Annotated in this window: 14 protein-coding genes and 1 other RNA gene; 10 read left to right on the top strand and 5 right to left on the bottom strand. The window is 59.2% G+C overall.

Annotation, left to right across the window (positions count from 1 at the left end; genetic code table 11):
- Nucleotides 1-368: 368 nt before the first annotated feature.
- The 3 genes from ssrA to smpB form a co-directional block, all read right to left on the bottom strand.
- Nucleotides 369-732: a transfer-messenger RNA gene (gene ssrA, locus MLC70_RS02170) on the bottom strand.
- Between the two features lie 61 nt (nucleotides 733-793).
- A complete protein-coding gene (locus MLC70_RS02165) occupies nucleotides 794-2206 on the bottom strand; it encodes a wax ester/triacylglycerol synthase family O-acyltransferase (RefSeq protein ID WP_248181376.1) in 1413 nt (470 codons plus the stop codon).
- A 220-nt stretch (nucleotides 2207-2426) separates the two neighbouring features.
- Complete coding sequence (gene smpB, locus MLC70_RS02160) at nucleotides 2427-2906, bottom strand: SsrA-binding protein SmpB (RefSeq protein ID WP_248181374.1); 480 nt, start codon at nucleotides 2904-2906, stop codon at nucleotides 2427-2429.
- Nucleotides 2907-3086: 180 nt separating this feature from the next.
- Here smpB and MLC70_RS02155 point away from each other — a divergent pair, with 180 nt between their 5' ends.
- From MLC70_RS02155 to MLC70_RS02145, 3 genes are all read left to right on the top strand, one after another.
- Nucleotides 3087-4709: a sodium-dependent transporter gene (locus tag MLC70_RS02155; RefSeq protein ID WP_248181372.1), complete on the top strand. Its 1623-nt coding sequence runs from the start codon at nucleotides 3087-3089 to the stop codon at nucleotides 4707-4709.
- A 71-nt stretch (nucleotides 4710-4780) separates the two neighbouring features.
- On the top strand, nucleotides 4781-5227 hold the full coding sequence (locus MLC70_RS02150) for a type II toxin-antitoxin system RatA family toxin (protein WP_248181370.1): 447 nt from the start codon (nucleotides 4781-4783) through the stop codon (nucleotides 5225-5227).
- Nucleotides 5224-5505 carry an RnfH family protein gene (locus MLC70_RS02145; RefSeq protein ID WP_248181367.1) on the top strand — a complete coding sequence of 94 codons (282 nt, stop codon included), beginning with the start codon at nucleotides 5224-5226 and terminating at the stop codon, nucleotides 5503-5505. Before MLC70_RS02150 ends, MLC70_RS02145 begins: the two co-directional genes overlap by 4 nt.
- 8 nt (nucleotides 5506-5513) lie before the next feature.
- On the opposite strand, the gene MLC70_RS02140 is transcribed toward MLC70_RS02145, so the two are convergent.
- Complete coding sequence (locus tag MLC70_RS02140) at nucleotides 5514-5840, bottom strand: outer membrane protein assembly factor BamE (protein ID WP_248181365.1); 327 nt, start codon at nucleotides 5838-5840, stop codon at nucleotides 5514-5516.
- A gap of 122 nt (nucleotides 5841-5962) precedes the next feature.
- On the opposite strand from MLC70_RS02140, the gene fur reads away from it, so the two are divergent.
- A complete protein-coding gene (fur, locus tag MLC70_RS02135) occupies nucleotides 5963-6373 on the top strand; it encodes a ferric iron uptake transcriptional regulator (RefSeq protein WP_248181363.1) in 411 nt (136 codons plus the stop codon).
- 108 nt (nucleotides 6374-6481) lie between these two features.
- Here fur and recN read toward each other — a convergent pair whose 3' ends face one another.
- A complete protein-coding gene (gene recN, locus MLC70_RS02130) occupies nucleotides 6482-8161 on the bottom strand; it encodes a DNA repair protein RecN (RefSeq protein ID WP_248181361.1) in 1680 nt (559 codons plus the stop codon).
- A gap of 241 nt (nucleotides 8162-8402) precedes the next feature.
- On the opposite strand from recN, the gene grpE reads away from it, so the two are divergent.
- From grpE to carB, 6 genes are all read left to right on the top strand, one after another.
- The gene (grpE, locus tag MLC70_RS02125) at nucleotides 8403-8999 is read left to right on the top strand and encodes a nucleotide exchange factor GrpE (RefSeq protein ID WP_248181360.1); all 597 of its coding nucleotides are present in this window, start codon (nucleotides 8403-8405) and stop codon (nucleotides 8997-8999) included.
- 112 nt (nucleotides 9000-9111) lie between these two features.
- The gene (gene dnaK / locus MLC70_RS02120) at nucleotides 9112-11037 is read left to right on the top strand and encodes a molecular chaperone DnaK (RefSeq protein ID WP_248181359.1); all 1926 of its coding nucleotides are present in this window, start codon (nucleotides 9112-9114) and stop codon (nucleotides 11035-11037) included.
- Nucleotides 11038-11117: 80 nt separating this feature from the next.
- Nucleotides 11118-12248: a molecular chaperone DnaJ gene (gene dnaJ, locus MLC70_RS02115; RefSeq protein ID WP_248181357.1), complete on the top strand. Its 1131-nt coding sequence runs from the start codon at nucleotides 11118-11120 to the stop codon at nucleotides 12246-12248.
- Nucleotides 12249-12259: 11 nt separating this feature from the next.
- Nucleotides 12260-13060 carry a 4-hydroxy-tetrahydrodipicolinate reductase gene (gene dapB, locus MLC70_RS02110; RefSeq protein WP_248181356.1) on the top strand — a complete coding sequence of 267 codons (801 nt, stop codon included), beginning with the start codon at nucleotides 12260-12262 and terminating at the stop codon, nucleotides 13058-13060.
- 195 nt (nucleotides 13061-13255) lie between these two features.
- A complete protein-coding gene (gene carA / locus MLC70_RS02105; protein WP_248181355.1) occupies nucleotides 13256-14380 on the top strand; it encodes a glutamine-hydrolyzing carbamoyl-phosphate synthase small subunit in 1125 nt (374 codons plus the stop codon).
- 83 nt (nucleotides 14381-14463) lie between these two features.
- Nucleotides 14464-17679, top strand: a complete 3216-nt coding sequence (gene carB, locus MLC70_RS02100) for a carbamoyl-phosphate synthase large subunit (protein WP_248181353.1) — start codon at nucleotides 14464-14466, stop codon at nucleotides 17677-17679.
- Nucleotides 17680-17682: the final 3 nt, after the last annotated feature.

Raw genomic sequence — 17682 nt, 5'->3', positions numbered from 1 at the left:
CCCGGGTCCCGAAACAGAAGCCCATAATGCTTATCGCATAAGTGCCAGAATGGGTGTCGCAGTGAATGTTGATGCCACTGTGGGCTTCGTTACTGTCGCTCTCTGGGCGCTCCCGCAGAAAATGTTTCAGTTACCGAACAGATGTGCATAAGTCGCTCCATAATTTGTTTTTCCCTATTTATGAGTTGCTTGCAAAACTCCCATTCGGCTTTCCCGAGAAATATGTAAAGTTTTTAGACACGATGGTGTTAACTGCGGATAACAGGGTGAACAGTTGTGCTGCTAATGAGAACTACGGGCGGGTCGGCGTTATGATGAGATAAAGACAAAAAAAAGCCCCTGAAATCAGGGGCTTTTTTCGTTTTGGTTGGTGGAGACGGCGGGAATTGAACCCGCGTCCGCCAGCACTATGCCTTGAGATCTACATGTTTAGCGTCTCTCTATTGATTTAAGTTCAAGCGACCCGAGAGCCAGGGTGCAAGAACCGAGTTCTTTGAATCTTAGCCGCTAGCCAGTGAACTCTGGATAACGGAGCATCCCGTAAGCGATGACGTCCTGAGATGTAGCTCTGGGCTACGGGCGACCCAGTCAGGACGACTAGCAGCTTACGCTGCTAGTGCGTAGTTTTCGTCGTTTGCGACTATTGCGTTGCAGCTTTGGATTAACGAGATTGGCTGCCATCTCGACATGCACCCAAGGGTTCGCCACCAGCGTCGAAGCCATGTCGTCCCCTTACCGACAGTATATGTGGGCCGCTCCGGCAACTTCAAGGGCGGATTGGTGAAGTTTTATTTCACACGGCGGCCCGGTGTTCGGTTCGTTGCAGTGCGATGTCCTTGAGTTCGGCGAAGCTGTCGCGGAAATATCCCATGACGGCATCGGGATCGGCGTTGATATTGCGGTCGATGGTGATCCCGAATTGCACCGTGCCGGCGTAGCTGAAGATGCTCATACCGATACCGATGCTGCCGCTTTGCGGCACCCAGAACATGGGTTGAACCAGTTTGGCGCCAGCCAGATAGACGGCTTCCTTCGGGCCAGGCACGTTGGTAAGCACGGCGGAGGCCTTGTTGCTGAGAAGCGCCAGCGCGCGCCGCTCCAGTATATCCGGGCCGCGGCCGAACAGGTCCAGCAGACTGTAAGTGACCTGGGCCTGATAGGAGCGCTTGAGACGATTCATGTTCTCCTGTACCTGGCGGAAACGCATCACCGGGTCATTAACCTCCACTGGCAGGGACACCAGCACCAGCCCGAACTGGTTGCCCAGGGTTTCGATGGGCTGGCGCAGCGGTCGCAGATTGAAGGGCACCGCTACGCGGATGCCGCAATCCGGAATGTGTTCGCCGGTCTCCCGGAAGTGCCTTTGTAAGGCACCGGTGGCGGCGCACAGCAGCACGTCGTTGACGCTGCCCCGCAAGGCACGGCCGCAGAGTTTTACCTCTGCCAGACTGAGCGGTTCCGCCCACGCGACCTGTTTGCGACCGCACAGTGGTGAGCGCAATCCGGTGCGCGGCTCGAAAGGTGCCAGCCCCAGTTTGACCAGATCCATGGCGATGTTGCCGGCTGTGGTGGCCAGCTTGAGAGGGTAGTCCGGCTCCTGGCGCAGTGACTGGATAAACAACTGGCTCTGTTCCAGGGCGGCTTGCCCGCTATCCAGTACCCGGTTGGTGAAGCGCCTGAGGCTGCTGCCGGGGGTGACCGTTGGTAACATCGGCGGTATCGACAGCCGGCTGAGTTTGGCTTCCGGAGTTTTGTCGGTCAGTGACAGCAACACCCGCACCAGGGAAATGCCATCGGCGATGCAATGGTGAATGCGGATCAGCAGGGCGCAGCCACCGCCGTAATTGTCGATGTAGTGAATCTGCCAGAGCGGCCGGCGTAAATCGAGGGAGGTGCTGTTAAGGTCGCTGGTCAGCGCCTGTAGCTCATCCTTGCCTGCGTTGCCGGGTAGGGCGATGCGGTGAATGTGGTTGTCGATATCGAACAGCGGGTCATCCTGCCAGTACACGCGCTCGCCCTCATGAATCACGCGCTGACGAAATCGCTGAAAACATAGGAAACGTTCGTTAAGGGTGCGTTTCAGGCGGTTGATGGCGATGGGCTGATCGAACACCAGCACTGCGGAAATCATCATCGGGTTGGTGGGGCTGTCCATGCGCAACCAGGAACGATCCACGGCTGACATGGGAGTCTTGCTTTGTGACATGGGGCCTCCGTTCTACGTGCAATCCTTTTGCCGAACGGACAACGTGCGCACCCTTTTTTTCCGGCTATCCAGCTATCCAGCTATCCAGCTATCCAGCGATCTCTGTGTCTGGGATCCGGGTGGCCTGTCGGCGGTGAGACCAGAAAGTATAGGCCGATCAGAACAGGGGGGGAAGAGAATGCGGATGCGACATAACCGGATGTCGCATCCGGGATCGGAATCAAACGTTGGCTTCGCGCAGAATACGCTGCTTCTGACGGTTCCAGTCGCGTTCTTTTTCGGTGGCGCGCTTGTCGAACAGCTTCTTGCCTTTCACCAGAGCAATTTCACATTTCACCTTGTTCTGTTTCCAGTACAGGGCCAGCGGGATGCAGGTGTAGCCGTCCTGACCCACTTTGCCGACGATCTTGGAGATTTCCTTGGCGTGCAGCAGCAGTTTGCGGGTGCGGGTCGGGTCGGCAATCACGTGGGTGGACGCTGCAATCAGCGGGGTGAAGTTTGCGCCCAGCAACCAGGCTTCCCCATCCTTGAGCAGCACGTAGGCGTCGGTCAGCTGCGCCTTGCCGGCACGCAACGATTTGACTTCCCAGCCCAGCAGGGCCATGCCCGCTTCGTAGCGCTCCTCAATGTGATATTCGTGTTTTGCCTTTTTGTTCAGCGCGATAGTACTGCTCTGAGGTGCGGGTTTTTTCTTGCTCATGAATCGGTAATCCGGCGTCGGATAAGGAATTTGCCGGGCGACACGCGCCCCGGTAAAACGCGCATTGTAGCCCAGGAGTGCCAGACCGGTCACGAATTCAGCGCGAGGGGCCTCTTCGGTGGTCGTAGCAACCGTGGCGTATCCGCTACAATGCGAGGCTCAGCTTTTCGGGAACGATGAATGCCTGCACCCTATGAAACCCCGATCGGGTCCTGGACCCGCAAGTCGACCTTCTTCTGGGCCGCCGTTGGTGCAACGGTGGGTCTTGCCAATCTGTGGCAGTTTCCCTACCTGGCGGGGCAGCACGGCGGTGGTCTGTTCATCTTGTTGTACGTCGCTTGCCTGCTGCTTGTCACCTTGCCTCTGATGGTCACCGAGGCGGCGATCGGGCGGCACTCGCGGCACGGCATCGTGCTGGCGATGGACGGTTACATTCGCAGCGCGCGGTGTTCCCGATGGTGGATGTTTGCCGGGCGTCTGAGCGTGATTGCTGCGTTCCTGGTGCTGTCTTACACCGCGGTGTTCGGCTCCATTGCGCTGGCTTATGTGTTCTATGGTGCGTTCGGGGTCTTCGCCAACGCGGGTCAGGCAGAGGCCACGGCAGTTTTGTCCGGTCTGGTGTCCGACACCCGGGACTACAAGGTGTTCATGGGGTGGCACCTGTTTTTTCTGGTGCTGGTGATCTGGGTTTCCATTCAGGGCGTGGTGCAGGGGCTGGAGCGGGTATTCCGCGCATTGGTGCCGGCCTCGCTGATTCTGCTCCTCGGCCTGTTTGCACTGGCGGCGTGGCACGACCGTCTTGGTGGCGCGATCTCGGCCATTCTGCAGTTCCGGCCTGCGGACGTGGGGGCAGGCAGCGTCAAGGCGGCGTTATTCCATGCTTTCTTTACACTCGGGCTGGGCATGGGGGTGTGGGCCATTTTTGGTGCCTACACGCCTGCCGGGGTGCGCCTGAAGCGTTCGGTGCTGGCGGTTGTGTTAATGGACACACTGGTCGCCATTCTGGCCGGTGTGCTGATTTTTGCTACCGCCACCACGGACGGCAGTTTTGACGGCGAGCGCGGCTTCAGCCTGTTGTTCGTGTCGTTACCGGTGGCGTTGGCGCCGCTGCCCGGGAGCCAGTTCATCATCGCTGCAGCGTTCCTGTTGGTGGTGCTAGTGGTGTGGACCTCTGCTCTGGCCCTGCTGGAACCGGTGGTGGGATGGTTCCGGGAGTGGACCGGTGCTCCCCGCGGTTGGTCGGTCTTCATCATGGGGGTGCTGGTGTGGCTGGCCGGCCTGATCACCCTGTTGTCGTTCAATATGTGGTCAGACATCCGTCTGGCCGGGGGCACCCTGTTCCGCTGGCTGGAGCTGATCACCGGCGGGCTGCTGATTCCGCTGGTGGCCATTCTCATCGCGTTGTTCACCGGTTGGTGTCTGACCCGTTCGTTGTCTTTCACGATCATTGGCAACACGCCCAGGTTGTTCGGCCGTATCTGGTATTGGGTGATGCGGTTGGTGCTGCCGGTGGTGGTGGCGTACATCGGCATTTCCTACACCCTGTTCTCGCTCGACAACCTGTGTGACAACAATCAGGAAGAAGTTCGCTGGTGTCGTCAGGTGGATCCGGTGGTCGCCGATCCGGGCGTCCTCCAGCCCGAGGAGGTCGAGCCGGCGCCGTCTGCTGATCATGGGGTGACGCCGACGCCCGCAGTGAAGGAGGGTAAGCCGCAGCCCGCCCGGCATGAGGAGGATGCGAAACCGGAACCGGCGCCGGAAAAAGCCCCAAAGCAGGGCGATATCCTTTATCATAGCGTCTGAAATCGGCGGGCTCCGAGTGTGTCCGCTTTCACCCTATTTCAGTGAGATTGTCAGCAGGACACCCGCTTCCAATGCCTCATCAGATCGACAAATCGGCCCTGGTCATGCACTCCGCCGAGCGCATGTTTCATCTGGTCAACGACATTGCCCGTTACCCCGAGTTTTTACCCTGGTGCGCGGGCGCCGAGATTCATGATCAGGATAACGAGCAGATTACTGCGTCGCTGGACGTCGCGAAGGGCGGTATCCGCCAACGTCTGACCACCCGCAACCAGATCCTGCTTCCCGATACCATCGAAATGAGTCTGGTGGATGGTCCGTTCCGCAACCTCAGCGGTCGCTGGCACTTTAAATCCCTCGACGACCACGCCTGCAAGGTGATTCTTACCCTCGAATTCGAATTTTCCGGGTCGCTCTCCCGCATGACTTTCGGTCCGGTATTCAGTCAGGCGGCCAATACCATGGTGGATGCGTTTTGTCGCCGTGCGGATGAGGTGTACACCGGAGGTGCGCAATGATTCAGGTCGAGGTGGCATTCGCCCGTCCGGACAAGCAAGAAATTATCGGTTTGCAGGTGCCGGAGGGAACCACCGCGCTGGAGGCGGTGAAGCGTTCGGGCATTGTTGATGTGTTCCCGGAAATTGATCCGGACAGTAACGATATGGGTATCTTTGGGAAGGTCATCAAGGCGCCGGCCAGTCACGAGTTACGCGACGGTGATCGGGTGGAACTCTACCGGCCCCTGAAGATTGATCCCAAGCAGGCCCGGTTGAACCGGGCGAAGAAGAAGGATTGAAACCGGCTTCAGTAGGCCGGGGTCTCCTCCAGCAGTTGGGCTTCGTAGTGGGAGAACAGGTCGTTGTCATAATAGACGATTACCCGTTGTTCCTCGATATCGCCGCCTCGCCGCTGGAACGTGTAAATGAAGTATTCCCGTGAGGGGTCCACGGGGTTAAGCATCAGCGGGCTTCCCAGTACCGAGTGTACCTGGCTGCGGGACATGCCTTCGGACAGGGATGTCAGCTCTTCGTCGGTCAGGATGTTGCCTTGCTGGACGTTAATTTTATAAACGCCGGGGAAGGCACAGCCAGTCATGATGAGAGTGAGAATGAGAGCTGTGAGCTTTTGCATCGCCGGGGGAAATCCTCTATCTTGAAATCGCCTGCCAAAGGCAGGTGTGACACGGTATTACCGTCAAAATGCGGCTTCATCATACCCGAAGCCGTGGGGCACACCAACGAGTGAATAGTAACATGTCATCTGAAAACGCCGAATTACGAAAAGTCGGTCTCAAGGTTACTCTGCCGAGAGTCAAGATCTTCAACATTCTCGAGAACTCCGAGGAACATCACCTCAGTGCCGAGGATGTCTACAAGAAGCTTCTGGAGCAGGGCGATGACGTGGGGCTGGCAACCGTTTACCGGGTGTTGACCCAGTTTGAGGCAGCAGGCCTGGTGCTTCGCCACAACTTCGAGGGCGGCCATGCGGTGTTCGAAATGGCTGGCGACGACCATCACGATCACATGGTCTGCACTCAGACCGGTGAGGTGGTGGAATTTGTGGATGAGGTGATCGAACAGCGTCAGCAGAAAATCGCCAGAGAGCATGGCTTCGAGATTGTCGACCACAGCCTGATTCTGTACGTCAAACCCATTAAGAAGTAAGCATTACTGCACTGGCCGGTGCTGTGTGCGGAGGTCAACGCAAAAAAAGGGGCGGGTATTAACCCGCCCCAACAACTCTCGCAATCGAGAGGGGAATGTGCTCGTTTCTCAGTGATGGGTTGCCTGGCCTTTGGTAAACATTTCCCGGGCGTGGGCAATGGTGTGTTCGGTCATGTCGACGCCCCCCAGCATTCTGGCCACTTCGCTGATCCGCCCGTGATCATCCAGCGTTTCAATTTTCGAGAAGGTCGCATCCTGTTCGGTGAATTTGCTGACGAACAGGTGCTGGTGACACTGGGCCGCCACCTGCGGCAGATGCGTGACACACAGGACCTGACCGTCGTCGCCCAGAGTCCTCAGTAGCTTGCCGACTACCTCTGCAGTGCCACCGCCGATGCCCACGTCCACCTCATCAAACACCAGGGTCGGGGTGGTGGATGTCTGCGCCACCACTACCTGGATCGCCAGGCTGATTCGCGACAGCTCGCCACCCGATGCCACTTTTGCCAGCGGCCGCGCCGGCTGTCCGGGGTTGGCGCTGACCAGAAACTCCACGTCTTCCAGTCCGCAGGGCGAAGGCTCGTTGGCACCATTCCGGTTCAGGTGGGTGACAAACTGCACTGCCGGCATGCTCAGCTGTGCCAGCTCGTCGGCAATTCGCTGATCCAGTTCCGCAGCGGCCTCTTGGCGGGCCTCGGACAGGCGGGTTGCGAGTTCGTCGAAGTGCGTGCGCTGGCTTTGCAGCTCCGCTTCCAGTTGCTCAACGCTGCCTTCGCCGTCATCCAGTGATGCTAGTTCAGCGCTCAGGCGCTGGTGAAATTCCGGCAGCTCTTCCGGTGTAATCCGGTGTTTGCGCGCCATCTGGTAGATGGCGCTCAGGCGCTCCTCCACCTCCGCCAGGCGCGCCGGGTCGGCCTCGTAATCTTCGACGAAACGGCGCAGGTTGTCGCCGGCTTCGCTGATCTGGATCTGCGCGTCATTAAGCATCTGGATGGTGTCAGCCAGCGCCGGCACTTCGGTGGGCAGGTTTTCCAGTTGCTGCAGAGCCTGGCGGACAAGATCCGCGGCGCTGTTGTCTTCCTCGGTGCACAGCAGTGCTGCCTGCTGACTGTTGAGGAGCACCGTGTCAGCGTGGCTGAGCCGGGCTTGTTCCTGCTCAAGGTTTTCCTGCTCGCCACTTTCCAGGGCCAAGCGGTCCAGTTCCTCTACCTGGTAACGCAGCAGCTGCAGGCGGGCCTCGGCTTCGTCGGCATTTTGCTGGCGCTCGGTCAGGCGCTGGCGGGTTTTGCTCCAGATTTTCCAGGCTTCGCGGGTGTCACTGGCCAGCGTTTCCACCCCGGCGTATTCGTCCAGAAGTTTGCGGTGGGTGTCCTTGTGGAGCAGCGACTGGTGCTGGTGCTGGCTGTGAATGTCCATCAGCCGGCTGCCAAGATCTTTCAGGTCTGCCAGTGGGCAGGGTTGGCCATTGATGTATGCCCGTGAGCGGCCGTCCTTGCTGATCACCCGGCGCAGGATGCAGTCATGGTCGTCATCCAGCTCATGTTGTTCCAGCCACAACCGTGCCTCGGTAATCCGCGATACATCAAAGGAGGCGGTGATGTCTGCCCGCTTTGCGCCATGGCGAACGGCGCCGGCGTCGGCCCGTCCGCCCATGGCGAGGCTGAGCGCATCCAGCACAATGGACTTGCCTGCACCGGTCTCTCCGGTCAGGGCGGTCATACCCTTGCTGAACTGGAGTTCGACTCTTTCAGCAATGGCGTAATTGGAAACGGTGAGCTGTGTGAGCATGCAGGTGACCTCCGCTCTGAAAAATACTGTGCGTACATACAGTGACTGTGAATATATACAGGGTTCTTCTGGTTTGCAAATGCGCAGGGGTGAAATTGCGCATAAATGTACTCTGCAAGGTTGAAACCGGCGTAACGGGCCCCATATCCGTTCGCAACCCTATTTGATCCGTCCCCTCTGGGGCGGGTGACATGTTGAACCGGTCGCTGCGGCGGCCGCGGATGAACGACCAGGAGTAGCCATGAGTGCTGACGACAATCGCAATGCGCAGGTAGAGGAAGAGCTGAAGGCCGCCGCTGAAAGTGAAGCGGCGGAGGCGGCCGACGAAGCGCAGGCCGGCGAGCTTTCCGAGACCGAAGCCCTGCAGGCACAGGTGCAGGAATTCCAGGAGCAGATGCTGCGGGCTCAGGCGGAGATGCAAAACGTTCGTCGCCGCGCGGAGATGGACGTAGAGAAAGCCCACAAGTTTGCTCTTGAAAAGTTCGTGAAAGAGCTGCTGCCGGTCGCTGACAGTCTTGAGAAAGCGGTCGAGAGCACCGAGGGTCACGAGTCTGCCGGCGAACTGGTTGCCTCCATCCGTGAAGGGGTGGAGATGACCCTGAGTCTGTTCATGAACAGCCTCAAGAAGTTCAACGTTGCCCAGTTGAATCCTGTTGGCGAACCCTTTGATCCGCAGCTCCACGAGGCCATGTCCATGGTGCCGGCGCCGGATGCGGAGCCCAACAGCGTGGTGGCGGTTGTTCAGAAGGGTTACACGCTGAATGAGCGCCTTGTTCGTCCTGCCATGGTGGTTGTGGCTCAGGCCAGCAACGCACCAAAAATCGACGAACAGGCTTGAAAAGTTTATTAAGGCGCCAATATAGGCAGTAAAAGGACAGCGCTAGATTGCATGTCAGGCATCGCGACAGCGATGCCGCCATCGGATTGAACAAACGAATTGGAGTGACTCAATGAGCAAGATTATCGGTATTGACCTGGGAACCACCAACTCCTGCGTAGCCATTATGGATGGCGACAAGGTAAAAGTTATTGAAAACGCCGAGGGTGATCGCACCACCCCGTCCATCGTCGCCTACACCGACGATGGCGAAACCCTGGTAGGTCAGTCTGCCAAGCGTCAGGCGGTGACCAACCCGCACAACACCCTGTACGCCATCAAGCGTCTGATTGGCCGTCGTTTTGAGGACGATGTGGTCCAGAAAGACATCAAGATGGTGCCTTACAAGATCGCTAAGGCCGACAACGGTGACGCCTGGGTAGAAGTAAAGGGTGAGAAAATGGCGCCGCCGCAGGTGTCTGCAGAAATTCTCAAGAAGATGAAGAAGACCGCAGAGGACTACCTGGGCGAGAAAGTGACCGAGGCAGTCATTACCGTACCGGCCTACTTTAACGACAGCCAGCGTCAGGCCACCAAGGACGCTGGCAAGATCGCCGGTCTCGACGTCAAGCGCATCATCAATGAGCCGACGGCTGCGGCACTGGCCTATGGTCTGGACAGGAAGAGCGGCGACCGCACGGTTGCGGTTTATGACCTCGGTGGTGGTACTTTTGACCTGTCCATCATTGAAATTGCCGACGTCGACGGCGAGCACCAGTTTGAAGTGCTGGCTACCAACGGTGACACCTTCCTGGGTGGCGAAGACTTCGACCTGAAAATCATCGAATTCCTGGCCGACCAGTTCAAGAAAGACAGCGGTATCGATCTGCGTGGCGACAGCCTGGCAATGCAGCGTCTGAAGGAAGCTGGCGAAAAGGCCAAGATCGAGCTGTCCAGCAGCCAGCAGACCGACGTCAATCTGCCGTACATCACGGCGGATGCGTCCGGTCCCAAGCACATGAACGTGAAGCTGACCCGCGCCAAGCTGGAGTCGCTGGTTGAAGAGTTGGTTCAGCGCAGCCTCGAGCCCTGCAAAGTGGCGCTGCAGGATGCCGGAATGAAGGCCTCCGAGATCGACGAGGTTATCCTGGTGGGCGGTCAGACCCGTATGCCGCTGGTGCAGGAGAAGGTCAAAGAGTTCTTCGGCAAAGAAGCCCGTAAAGATGTCAACCCGGACGAAGCCGTAGCCATGGGTGCTGCCATCCAGGCGGCGGTTCTGTCTGGTGACGTGAAAGACGTGCTGCTGCTCGATGTAACCCCGCTGACCCTGGGTATCGAGACCATGGGTGGCGTGGCAACTCCGCTGATCGACAAGAACACCACCATCCCGACCAAGAAGTCGCAGACCTTCTCGACCGCGGATGACAACCAGACGGCGGTCACCATCCACGTGGTGCAGGGTGAGCGCAAGCAGGCGGCACAGAACAAGTCGCTGGGCCGTTTTGATCTGGCCGACATTCCGCCGGCTGCCCGTGGTGTTCCGCAGATCGAAGTCACCTTCGATATCGACGCCAACGGCATCCTGAACGTGTCCGCGAAAGACAAGGCGACCGGCAAGGAGCAGTCCATCGTGATCAAGGCCTCCTCCGGTCTCAACGATGACGAGATCGATAGGATGGTGCGGGACGCCGAGGCCAACGCCGAGGAAGACCGCAAGTTCGAAGAGCTGGTGCAGGTTCGCAACCAGGGCGACGCCATGGTGCACGCCGTACGCAAGACTCTGAAAGACGCCGGCGACAAGGTGAGCGAGAGTGAGAAGGATTCTATCGAAGCCTCGGTGAAAGAGCTGGAAGAAGCGCTTGCCGGTTCAGACAAGGACGACATTGAAGCCAAGACCCAGAAGCTGACTGAGGTGTCTTCCGAGCTGGCTCAGAAGATGTACGCAGATCAGGCGGACCAGGCGCAGCCGGCCGGAGAGGGCGAGGGTGCCAGTGCCCAGTCTTCTGACGACGCCGTTGACGCCGAGTTCGAGGAAGTCAAAGACGACGAAAAGCGGTAAATTCTGACGTACATCAGGCAGTTGGAAAACGCGGGATGAGTCTCGCGTTTTCCGCGTTTTAAAAACAGGGTTTTAATAGCATGGCCAAGCGCGATTATTACGAGACTCTCGGGTTGTCCCGGGATGCGGACGAGAAGGAAATCAAGCGGGCGTACCGCAAGCTTGCAATGAAGTATCACCCCGACCGTAACCCGGACGACGCCGACGCCGAGAACAAGTTCAAGGAGGCGAGTGAAGCCTACGAGATCCTGGCGGATCAGTCCAAGCGGGCGGCCTACGACCAGTTCGGTCATGCCGGTGTGGACGGCCAGGCCGGCGGCGGCTTTGGCGGCGGCGGGGGCGGCAGCTTCTCCGATATCTTTGGTGATGTGTTCGGTGACATCTTCGGTGGTGGCGGTGGTCGTGGTCGCAACACCCGCGGCGCGGACCTGCGATACACCCTCGAGCTGGACCTGGAAGAGGCGGTCAAAGGCAAAACCGTCCAGATTCGCATACCGGGACACAAGGAGTGCGATACCTGCGAAGGCAGTGGCGCTGAAAAGGGCTCACGTCCGGAAACCTGCGGTACCTGTAAAGGTATGGGGCAGGTGCGGATGCAGCAGGGTTTCTTTACGGTTCAGCAGGCGTGCCCGACCTGCCGGGGTTCTGGTCAGGTGATCAAGAATCCGTGTAAGGTCTGTCATGGCCAGGGCCGGGTTCAGGAAGAAAAGACTCTGTCCGTCAAGGTGCCGCCCGGCGTGGACACTGGTGATCGTATTCGCCTGTCCGGTGAGGGTGAAATGGGTATGGACGGTGGGCCGCCCGGCGACCTCTACGTGCAGGTCGCGGTTCGTGAGCATTCGCTGTTCAGCCGTGATGGCCGTAACCTTTACTGTGAAGTGCCCATCAGCATTGTCGATGCGGCTCTCGGTGGGGAGCTGGAGGTGCCGACGCTGGACGGCCGGGTCAAACTGAAGATTCCCCCTGAAACGCAAACCGGTAAACTGTTCCGCCTGCGCAACAAGGGTGTCAGCCCGGTGCGTGGTGGTCCCGCCGGGGATCTGTTGTGCCGGGTGATGGTGGAGACTCCGGTGAGCCTGACCAAGCGGCAGAAAGAGCTGTTGGAAGAGTTCCAGGAAACCCTGGATGGCACCAACGGCACGCACCATGCCCCGAAAAAAACCTCCTGGTTTGAGGGTGTGAAAAGCTTCTTTGACGAAATGAAATTCTGAGGACGGAGACCATGAGGGTAGCAATCATCGGCGCCGCCGGGCGCATGGGTAAAGTGCTGATTGAAGCCGTTGACGGCACCGAGGGTCTCGAGCTGGGCGCGGCGGTTGTTGAGCCCGGAAGTTCATTGATCGGCGCTGACGCCGGCGAAATGACCGGCCTAGGCAAAACCGGTGTTGCCATGGCCGGCAGTCTGGCCGAGGTGAAGGACGATTTCGACGTGCTCGTCGATTTCACTTTCCCGGATCTGACCCTGGAGAATGCCGAGTTCTGCAAGGCCAACGGCAAGATGATCGTTATCGGTACCACCGGCATGACCGATGCTGAGAAGGCGCAGCTGGCGGTCGCCGCGGAATCCACCCCGGTGGTGTTTGCGCCCAACATGAGTGTCGGGGTGAACGTGGTGCTGAACCTGCTACGCACGGCAGCAGCAGCGCTGGGGGATGACTACGATGTGGAAATCATCGAGGCCCATCACCGCCACAAGAAGGACGCGCCCTCCGGCACAGCGCTGCGCATGGGCGAAGTGGTGGCCGACGCCCTTGGTCGCGATCTGAAGGCCTGCGCTGTCTACGGTCGCGAAGGTTTCACCGGGGAGCGCACCCGCCAGGAAATCGGCTTCGAAACCATTCGCGCCGGAGATGTTGTGGGTGATCATACCGTACTGTTTGCCACTGAGGGCGAGCGCATAGAGGTGACTCACAAGGCCAGCAGTCGTATGACCTTCGCCAAGGGCGCGATGCGGGCTGCACTGTGGCTGCAGGGCAAGTCGGCCGGGCTCTACGACATGCAGGACGTTCTGGACTTGAAATAAGCTGTGCTACTCGTGGACATAAAGCGCCAATGTTTTTACAATAAGACGGTTTAACTGCACCAAGCGTAGTTTTGAAAAAGTTTCAAAAAAAAGCGGGACCGGGTTACGACTCTGTCTCGCTTTTTTGCAACCTGAATTTGCGCTTGCGTTCCTGTTCGTGACGAACTTCTACGCCACTCGATGAGGATACAAGCCTTGAGCACACCTGCAATCCTTGCACTCGCAGACGGAAGCCTGTTTTACGGCACCGCCATTGGCGCTGAGGGAGAGACCAGCGGCGAAGTGGTGTTCAACACCGCCATGACCGGTTACCAGGAAATCCTGACCGATCCGTCCTATTCCCGCCAGATTGTCACCCTGACCTACCCGCACATTGGCAACACCGGTGTGAACGAGGAGGATGTGGAATCGGATCGTGTCCAGGCTGCGGGCCTGATCATTCGCGACCTGCCGCTGATTGCGAGTAACTGGCGCAGCACCGGCACCCTTGACGAGTACCTGCGCAGCAACAACATCGTGGGCATTGCAGACATCGACACCCGTCGCCTGACGCGCATCCTCCGTGACAAAGGTTCCCAGAACGGTGCCGTGGTGGCAGGCGAGGGCGCCACCGCCGAGCGGGCGCTGGAATTGGCGAACGCCTTCCCGGGCCTGAAGGGCATGGATCTGGCGAAAGAAGTCAGTTCCGACAAGGCCTGGGGCTGGAGTCAGAGCGAGTGGACCCTGGGCGAAGGGTACGGTGAGCGCAGCGAGGCTCGGTTCAAAGTGGTGGCGTGGGACTACGGCGTCAAGCTCAACATCCTGCGCATGCTGGCGGCCCGCGGCTGCGACATCACGGTGGTACCGGCACAGACGCCGGCCGCCGAGGTGCTGGCGATGAATCCCGACGGTGTGTTCCTGTCCAACGGCCCGGGCGATCCGGAGCCCTGCGATTACGCCATCACCGCCATCCGTGAAGTGCTGGAAACCGACATTCCGGTGTTCGGTATCTGTCTGGGGCACCAGTTGCTGGCGCTGGCCAGCGGTGCCAAAACGGTAAAAATGGGTCATGGCCATCACGGAGCCAACCACCCGGTACAGGATCTCGCCGATGGCACGGTGATGATTACCAGTCAGAATCACGGGTTTGCCGTGGACGAAGCCAGCCTGCCGGACAATCTGCAGGCGACCCATAAGTCCCTGTTCGATGGTTCGCTGCAAGGCATTCGCCGTACCGACAAGCCGGCGTTCAGTTTCCAGGGGCACCCTGAAGCCAGCCCGGGCCCGCACGATGTGGCACCGTTGTTTGACCAGTTCATTCGGTTGATGGAAGCCCGCTAGGCCCGCGGAAGGGTCCAAGAGCCATACAGGCGCCGCACATTGCGATGCAAGAATTTAAAAGTTGCTGACAGGTTTACCTAGAGATGCCAAAACGTACCGACATTAAAAGCATTCTGATCCTGGGCGCCGGCCCCATCGTGATCGGTCAGGCGTGCGAGTTTGACTACTCCGGAGCCCAGGCCTGCAAGGCCCTGAGGGAAGAGGGTTACCGGGTCATCCTGGTTAACTCCAACCCGGCAACCATCATGACCGACCCGGTGATGGCCGACGCCACCTACATCGAGCCGATCACCTGGAAAACCGTCGAAAAAATCATTGAGAAAGAGCAGCCCGACGCACTGCTGCCCACTATGGGCGGCCAGACCGCGCTGAACTGCGCGCTGGATCTTGAAAAGCACGGCGTACTGGAAAAGCACGGCGTGGAAATGATCGGTGCCAACGCCGACACCATCGACAAGGCCGAGGACCGGGACCGCTTCGACAAGGCCATGAGAAAGATCGGTCTGGAATGCCCGCGTGCGACCATCGTGCACACCATGGCGGAAGCCTGGGCCGCGTCCGACGATATCGGCTTCCCGTGCATCATCCGGCCCTCGTTCACCATGGGTGGTTCCGGTGGCGGTATCGCCTACAATCGCGACGAGTTCGAGGAGATCTGTACCCGCGGTCTCGACCTGTCACCGACCAACGAGTTGCTGATCGACGAGTCCCTGATCGGCTGGAAAGAATATGAGATGGAGGTTGTCCGCGACCGCAATGACAACTGCATCATCGTCTGCGCCATCGAGAACTTCGACGCCATGGGCGTGCACACCGGTGACTCCATCACCGTGGCGCCGGCCCAGACCCTGACCGACAAGGAATACCAGATCATGCGGAATGCCTCGCTGGCGGTTCTGCGTGAAATCGGGGTGGAAACCGGCGGTTCCAACGTGCAGTTCGGTATCAATCCGGATACCGGCCGTATGGTAGTGATCGAGATGAACCCGCGGGTGTCCCGTTCCTCGGCCCTGGCTTCCAAGGCCACCGGCTTCCCGATCGCCAAGGTCGCGGCCAAGCTGGCGGTGGGCTATACCCTCGACGAGCTGCGCAACGAAATTACCGGCGGGGTCACCCCAGCGTCGTTCGAGCCCAGCATCGATTACGTGGTTACCAAGATTCCGCGTTTCACCTTCGAGAAGTTCCCCCAGGCCGATGCCCGTCTGACCACCCAGATGAAATCCGTGGGTGAGGTCATGGCCATTGGCCGTACTTTCCAGGAATCCCTGCAGAAAGCCATGCGTGGCCTGGAAGTGGGTTCCGAAGGCTTCGAGGAGAAGGTGGAGCTGGATACCACCGACGGCCAGGAAACCCTGACCCAGGAGCTCAATGTGCCCGGGGCCGAGCGCCTGTGGTACATCGGTGACGCCTTCCGTGCCGGTATGACCGTCGAGGAGGTCTTCAACAATACCCACGTTGACCCCTGGTACCTGGTGCAGATCGAGGACCTGATCCGTGAGGAGCAGGCCCTGAAGTCGGCCGGCAAGGCCGATATCGACCGCGATGCCCTGTTCCGCCTCAAGCGCAAGGGCTTCTCGGACGGCCGCCTGGCCAAGTTGCTGGGCATTTCCGAGGTCAGCCTGCGCAAGCTGCGTCACGATCTGGGCATCCGTCCAGTTTACAAACGGGTGGACACCTGCGCTGCGGAATTCGCTTCTGACACCGCGTATATGTACTCCACCTATGAAGAAGAGTGCGAGGCCGACGTCTCTGACCGCGATAAGATCGTGGTGATTGGTGGCGGTCCCAACCGCATCGGTCAGGGTATCGAGTTTGATTACTGCTGTGTTCACGCTGCCCTGGCCATGCGTGAGGACGGCTACGAAACCATCATGATCAACTGCAACCCGGAGACCGTGTCCACCGACTACGACACCTCCGATCGCCTTTACTTCGAGCCAATCACGCTGGAAGACGTGCTGGAAATCATCAGCGTCGAAAAGCCCAAGGGTGTGATTGTCCAGTACGGAGGCCAGACGCCCCTGAAGCTGGCCCGGGGTCTGGAAGCGGCGGGCGTACCGATCATCGGTACCAGCCCGGACGCGATCGACCGCGCCGAGGACCGCGAGCGTTTCCAGCAGATGATCACCCGCCTGGGGCTGCTGCAGCCGGAAAATGCCACCGTACGCAGTCACGAGGAAGGCATTCTGGCGGCGCGGGAAATCGGTTATCCACTGGTGGTGCGCCCGTCTTACGTGCTGGGTGGCCGCGCCATGGAGATCGTTTACGACGAAGCCGAGCTGGTACGCTACATGCGCAACGCCGTGCTGGTATCCAACGACAGCCCGGTGCTGCTTGACCACTTCCTGAATGCCGCCATCGAGGTGGACATTGACGCCATTTCCGACGGCAAGGATGTGGTTATTGGCGGCATCATGCAGCACATCGAGCAGGCCGGCGTGCATTCCGGTGACTCTGCCTGTTCGCTGCCGCCCTACACGCTGTCGAAAGACGTGCAGGACGAGATGCGTGAAGCCGTGCGCAAGATGGCCATCGAGCTTGATGTAATTGGCCTGATGAACGTGCAGCTGGCGTGGCAGGATGGCAAGATCTACGTGATCGAGGTGAATCCGCGCGCGTCCCGTACGGTACCCTTCGTATCCAAGGCCATCGGCGTGTCGCTGGCGAAAGTGGCTGCCCGGGTCATGGCCGGCAAATCGCTCGCCGAGCAGGGTTTCACCAAAGAGATCGTGCCGACCTACTACGCAGTGAAGGAGTCGGTGTTCCCGTTCAACAAGTTCCCGGCGGTGGATCCGATCCTTGGCCCGGAAATGAAATCCACCGGTGAAGTCATGGGGCTGGGCGACAGCTTCGATGAAGCCTTTGCCAAGGCTGCGTTGGCCATTGGTGAGCGGTTGCCTGGCAAGGGTACTGCGTTCATGTCGGTGCGTGATGTGGACAAGCCCGGCGCTGCCCGGGTGGCGCAGGATCTGGTGGATGCCGGGTTCAAGCTGATTGCCACCACCGGTACCGCCAAGGCCCTGAAAGAAGCCGGCATTGAGGTTGAGCGCGTGAACAAGGTCCGTGAAGGTCGTCCGCACATTGTGGATGCCATCAAGAACGGTCAGGTTCAGCTGATTATCAACACCACCGAAGGGCGCAAGGCCATTTCTGACTCGGCGCAGATTCGCCAGTCCGCCTTGCAGACCAAAGTGACCTATACAACGACGCTGGCAGGTGGCGAAGCTTTCTGCCGGGCCATCAAATTCGGCCCGGAGCGCACGGTTCGTCGCCTCCAGGATCTACACGCAGGAAAGTAAGAT

It is taken from the genome of Marinobacter goseongensis, from assembly GCF_023156235.1.
GTDB classification, from domain to species: domain Bacteria; phylum Pseudomonadota; class Gammaproteobacteria; order Pseudomonadales; family Oleiphilaceae; genus Marinobacter; species Marinobacter goseongensis.
Note: the sequence above shows the minus strand (reverse complement) of the source record. Positions and strands in the feature narration are given on the sequence as shown.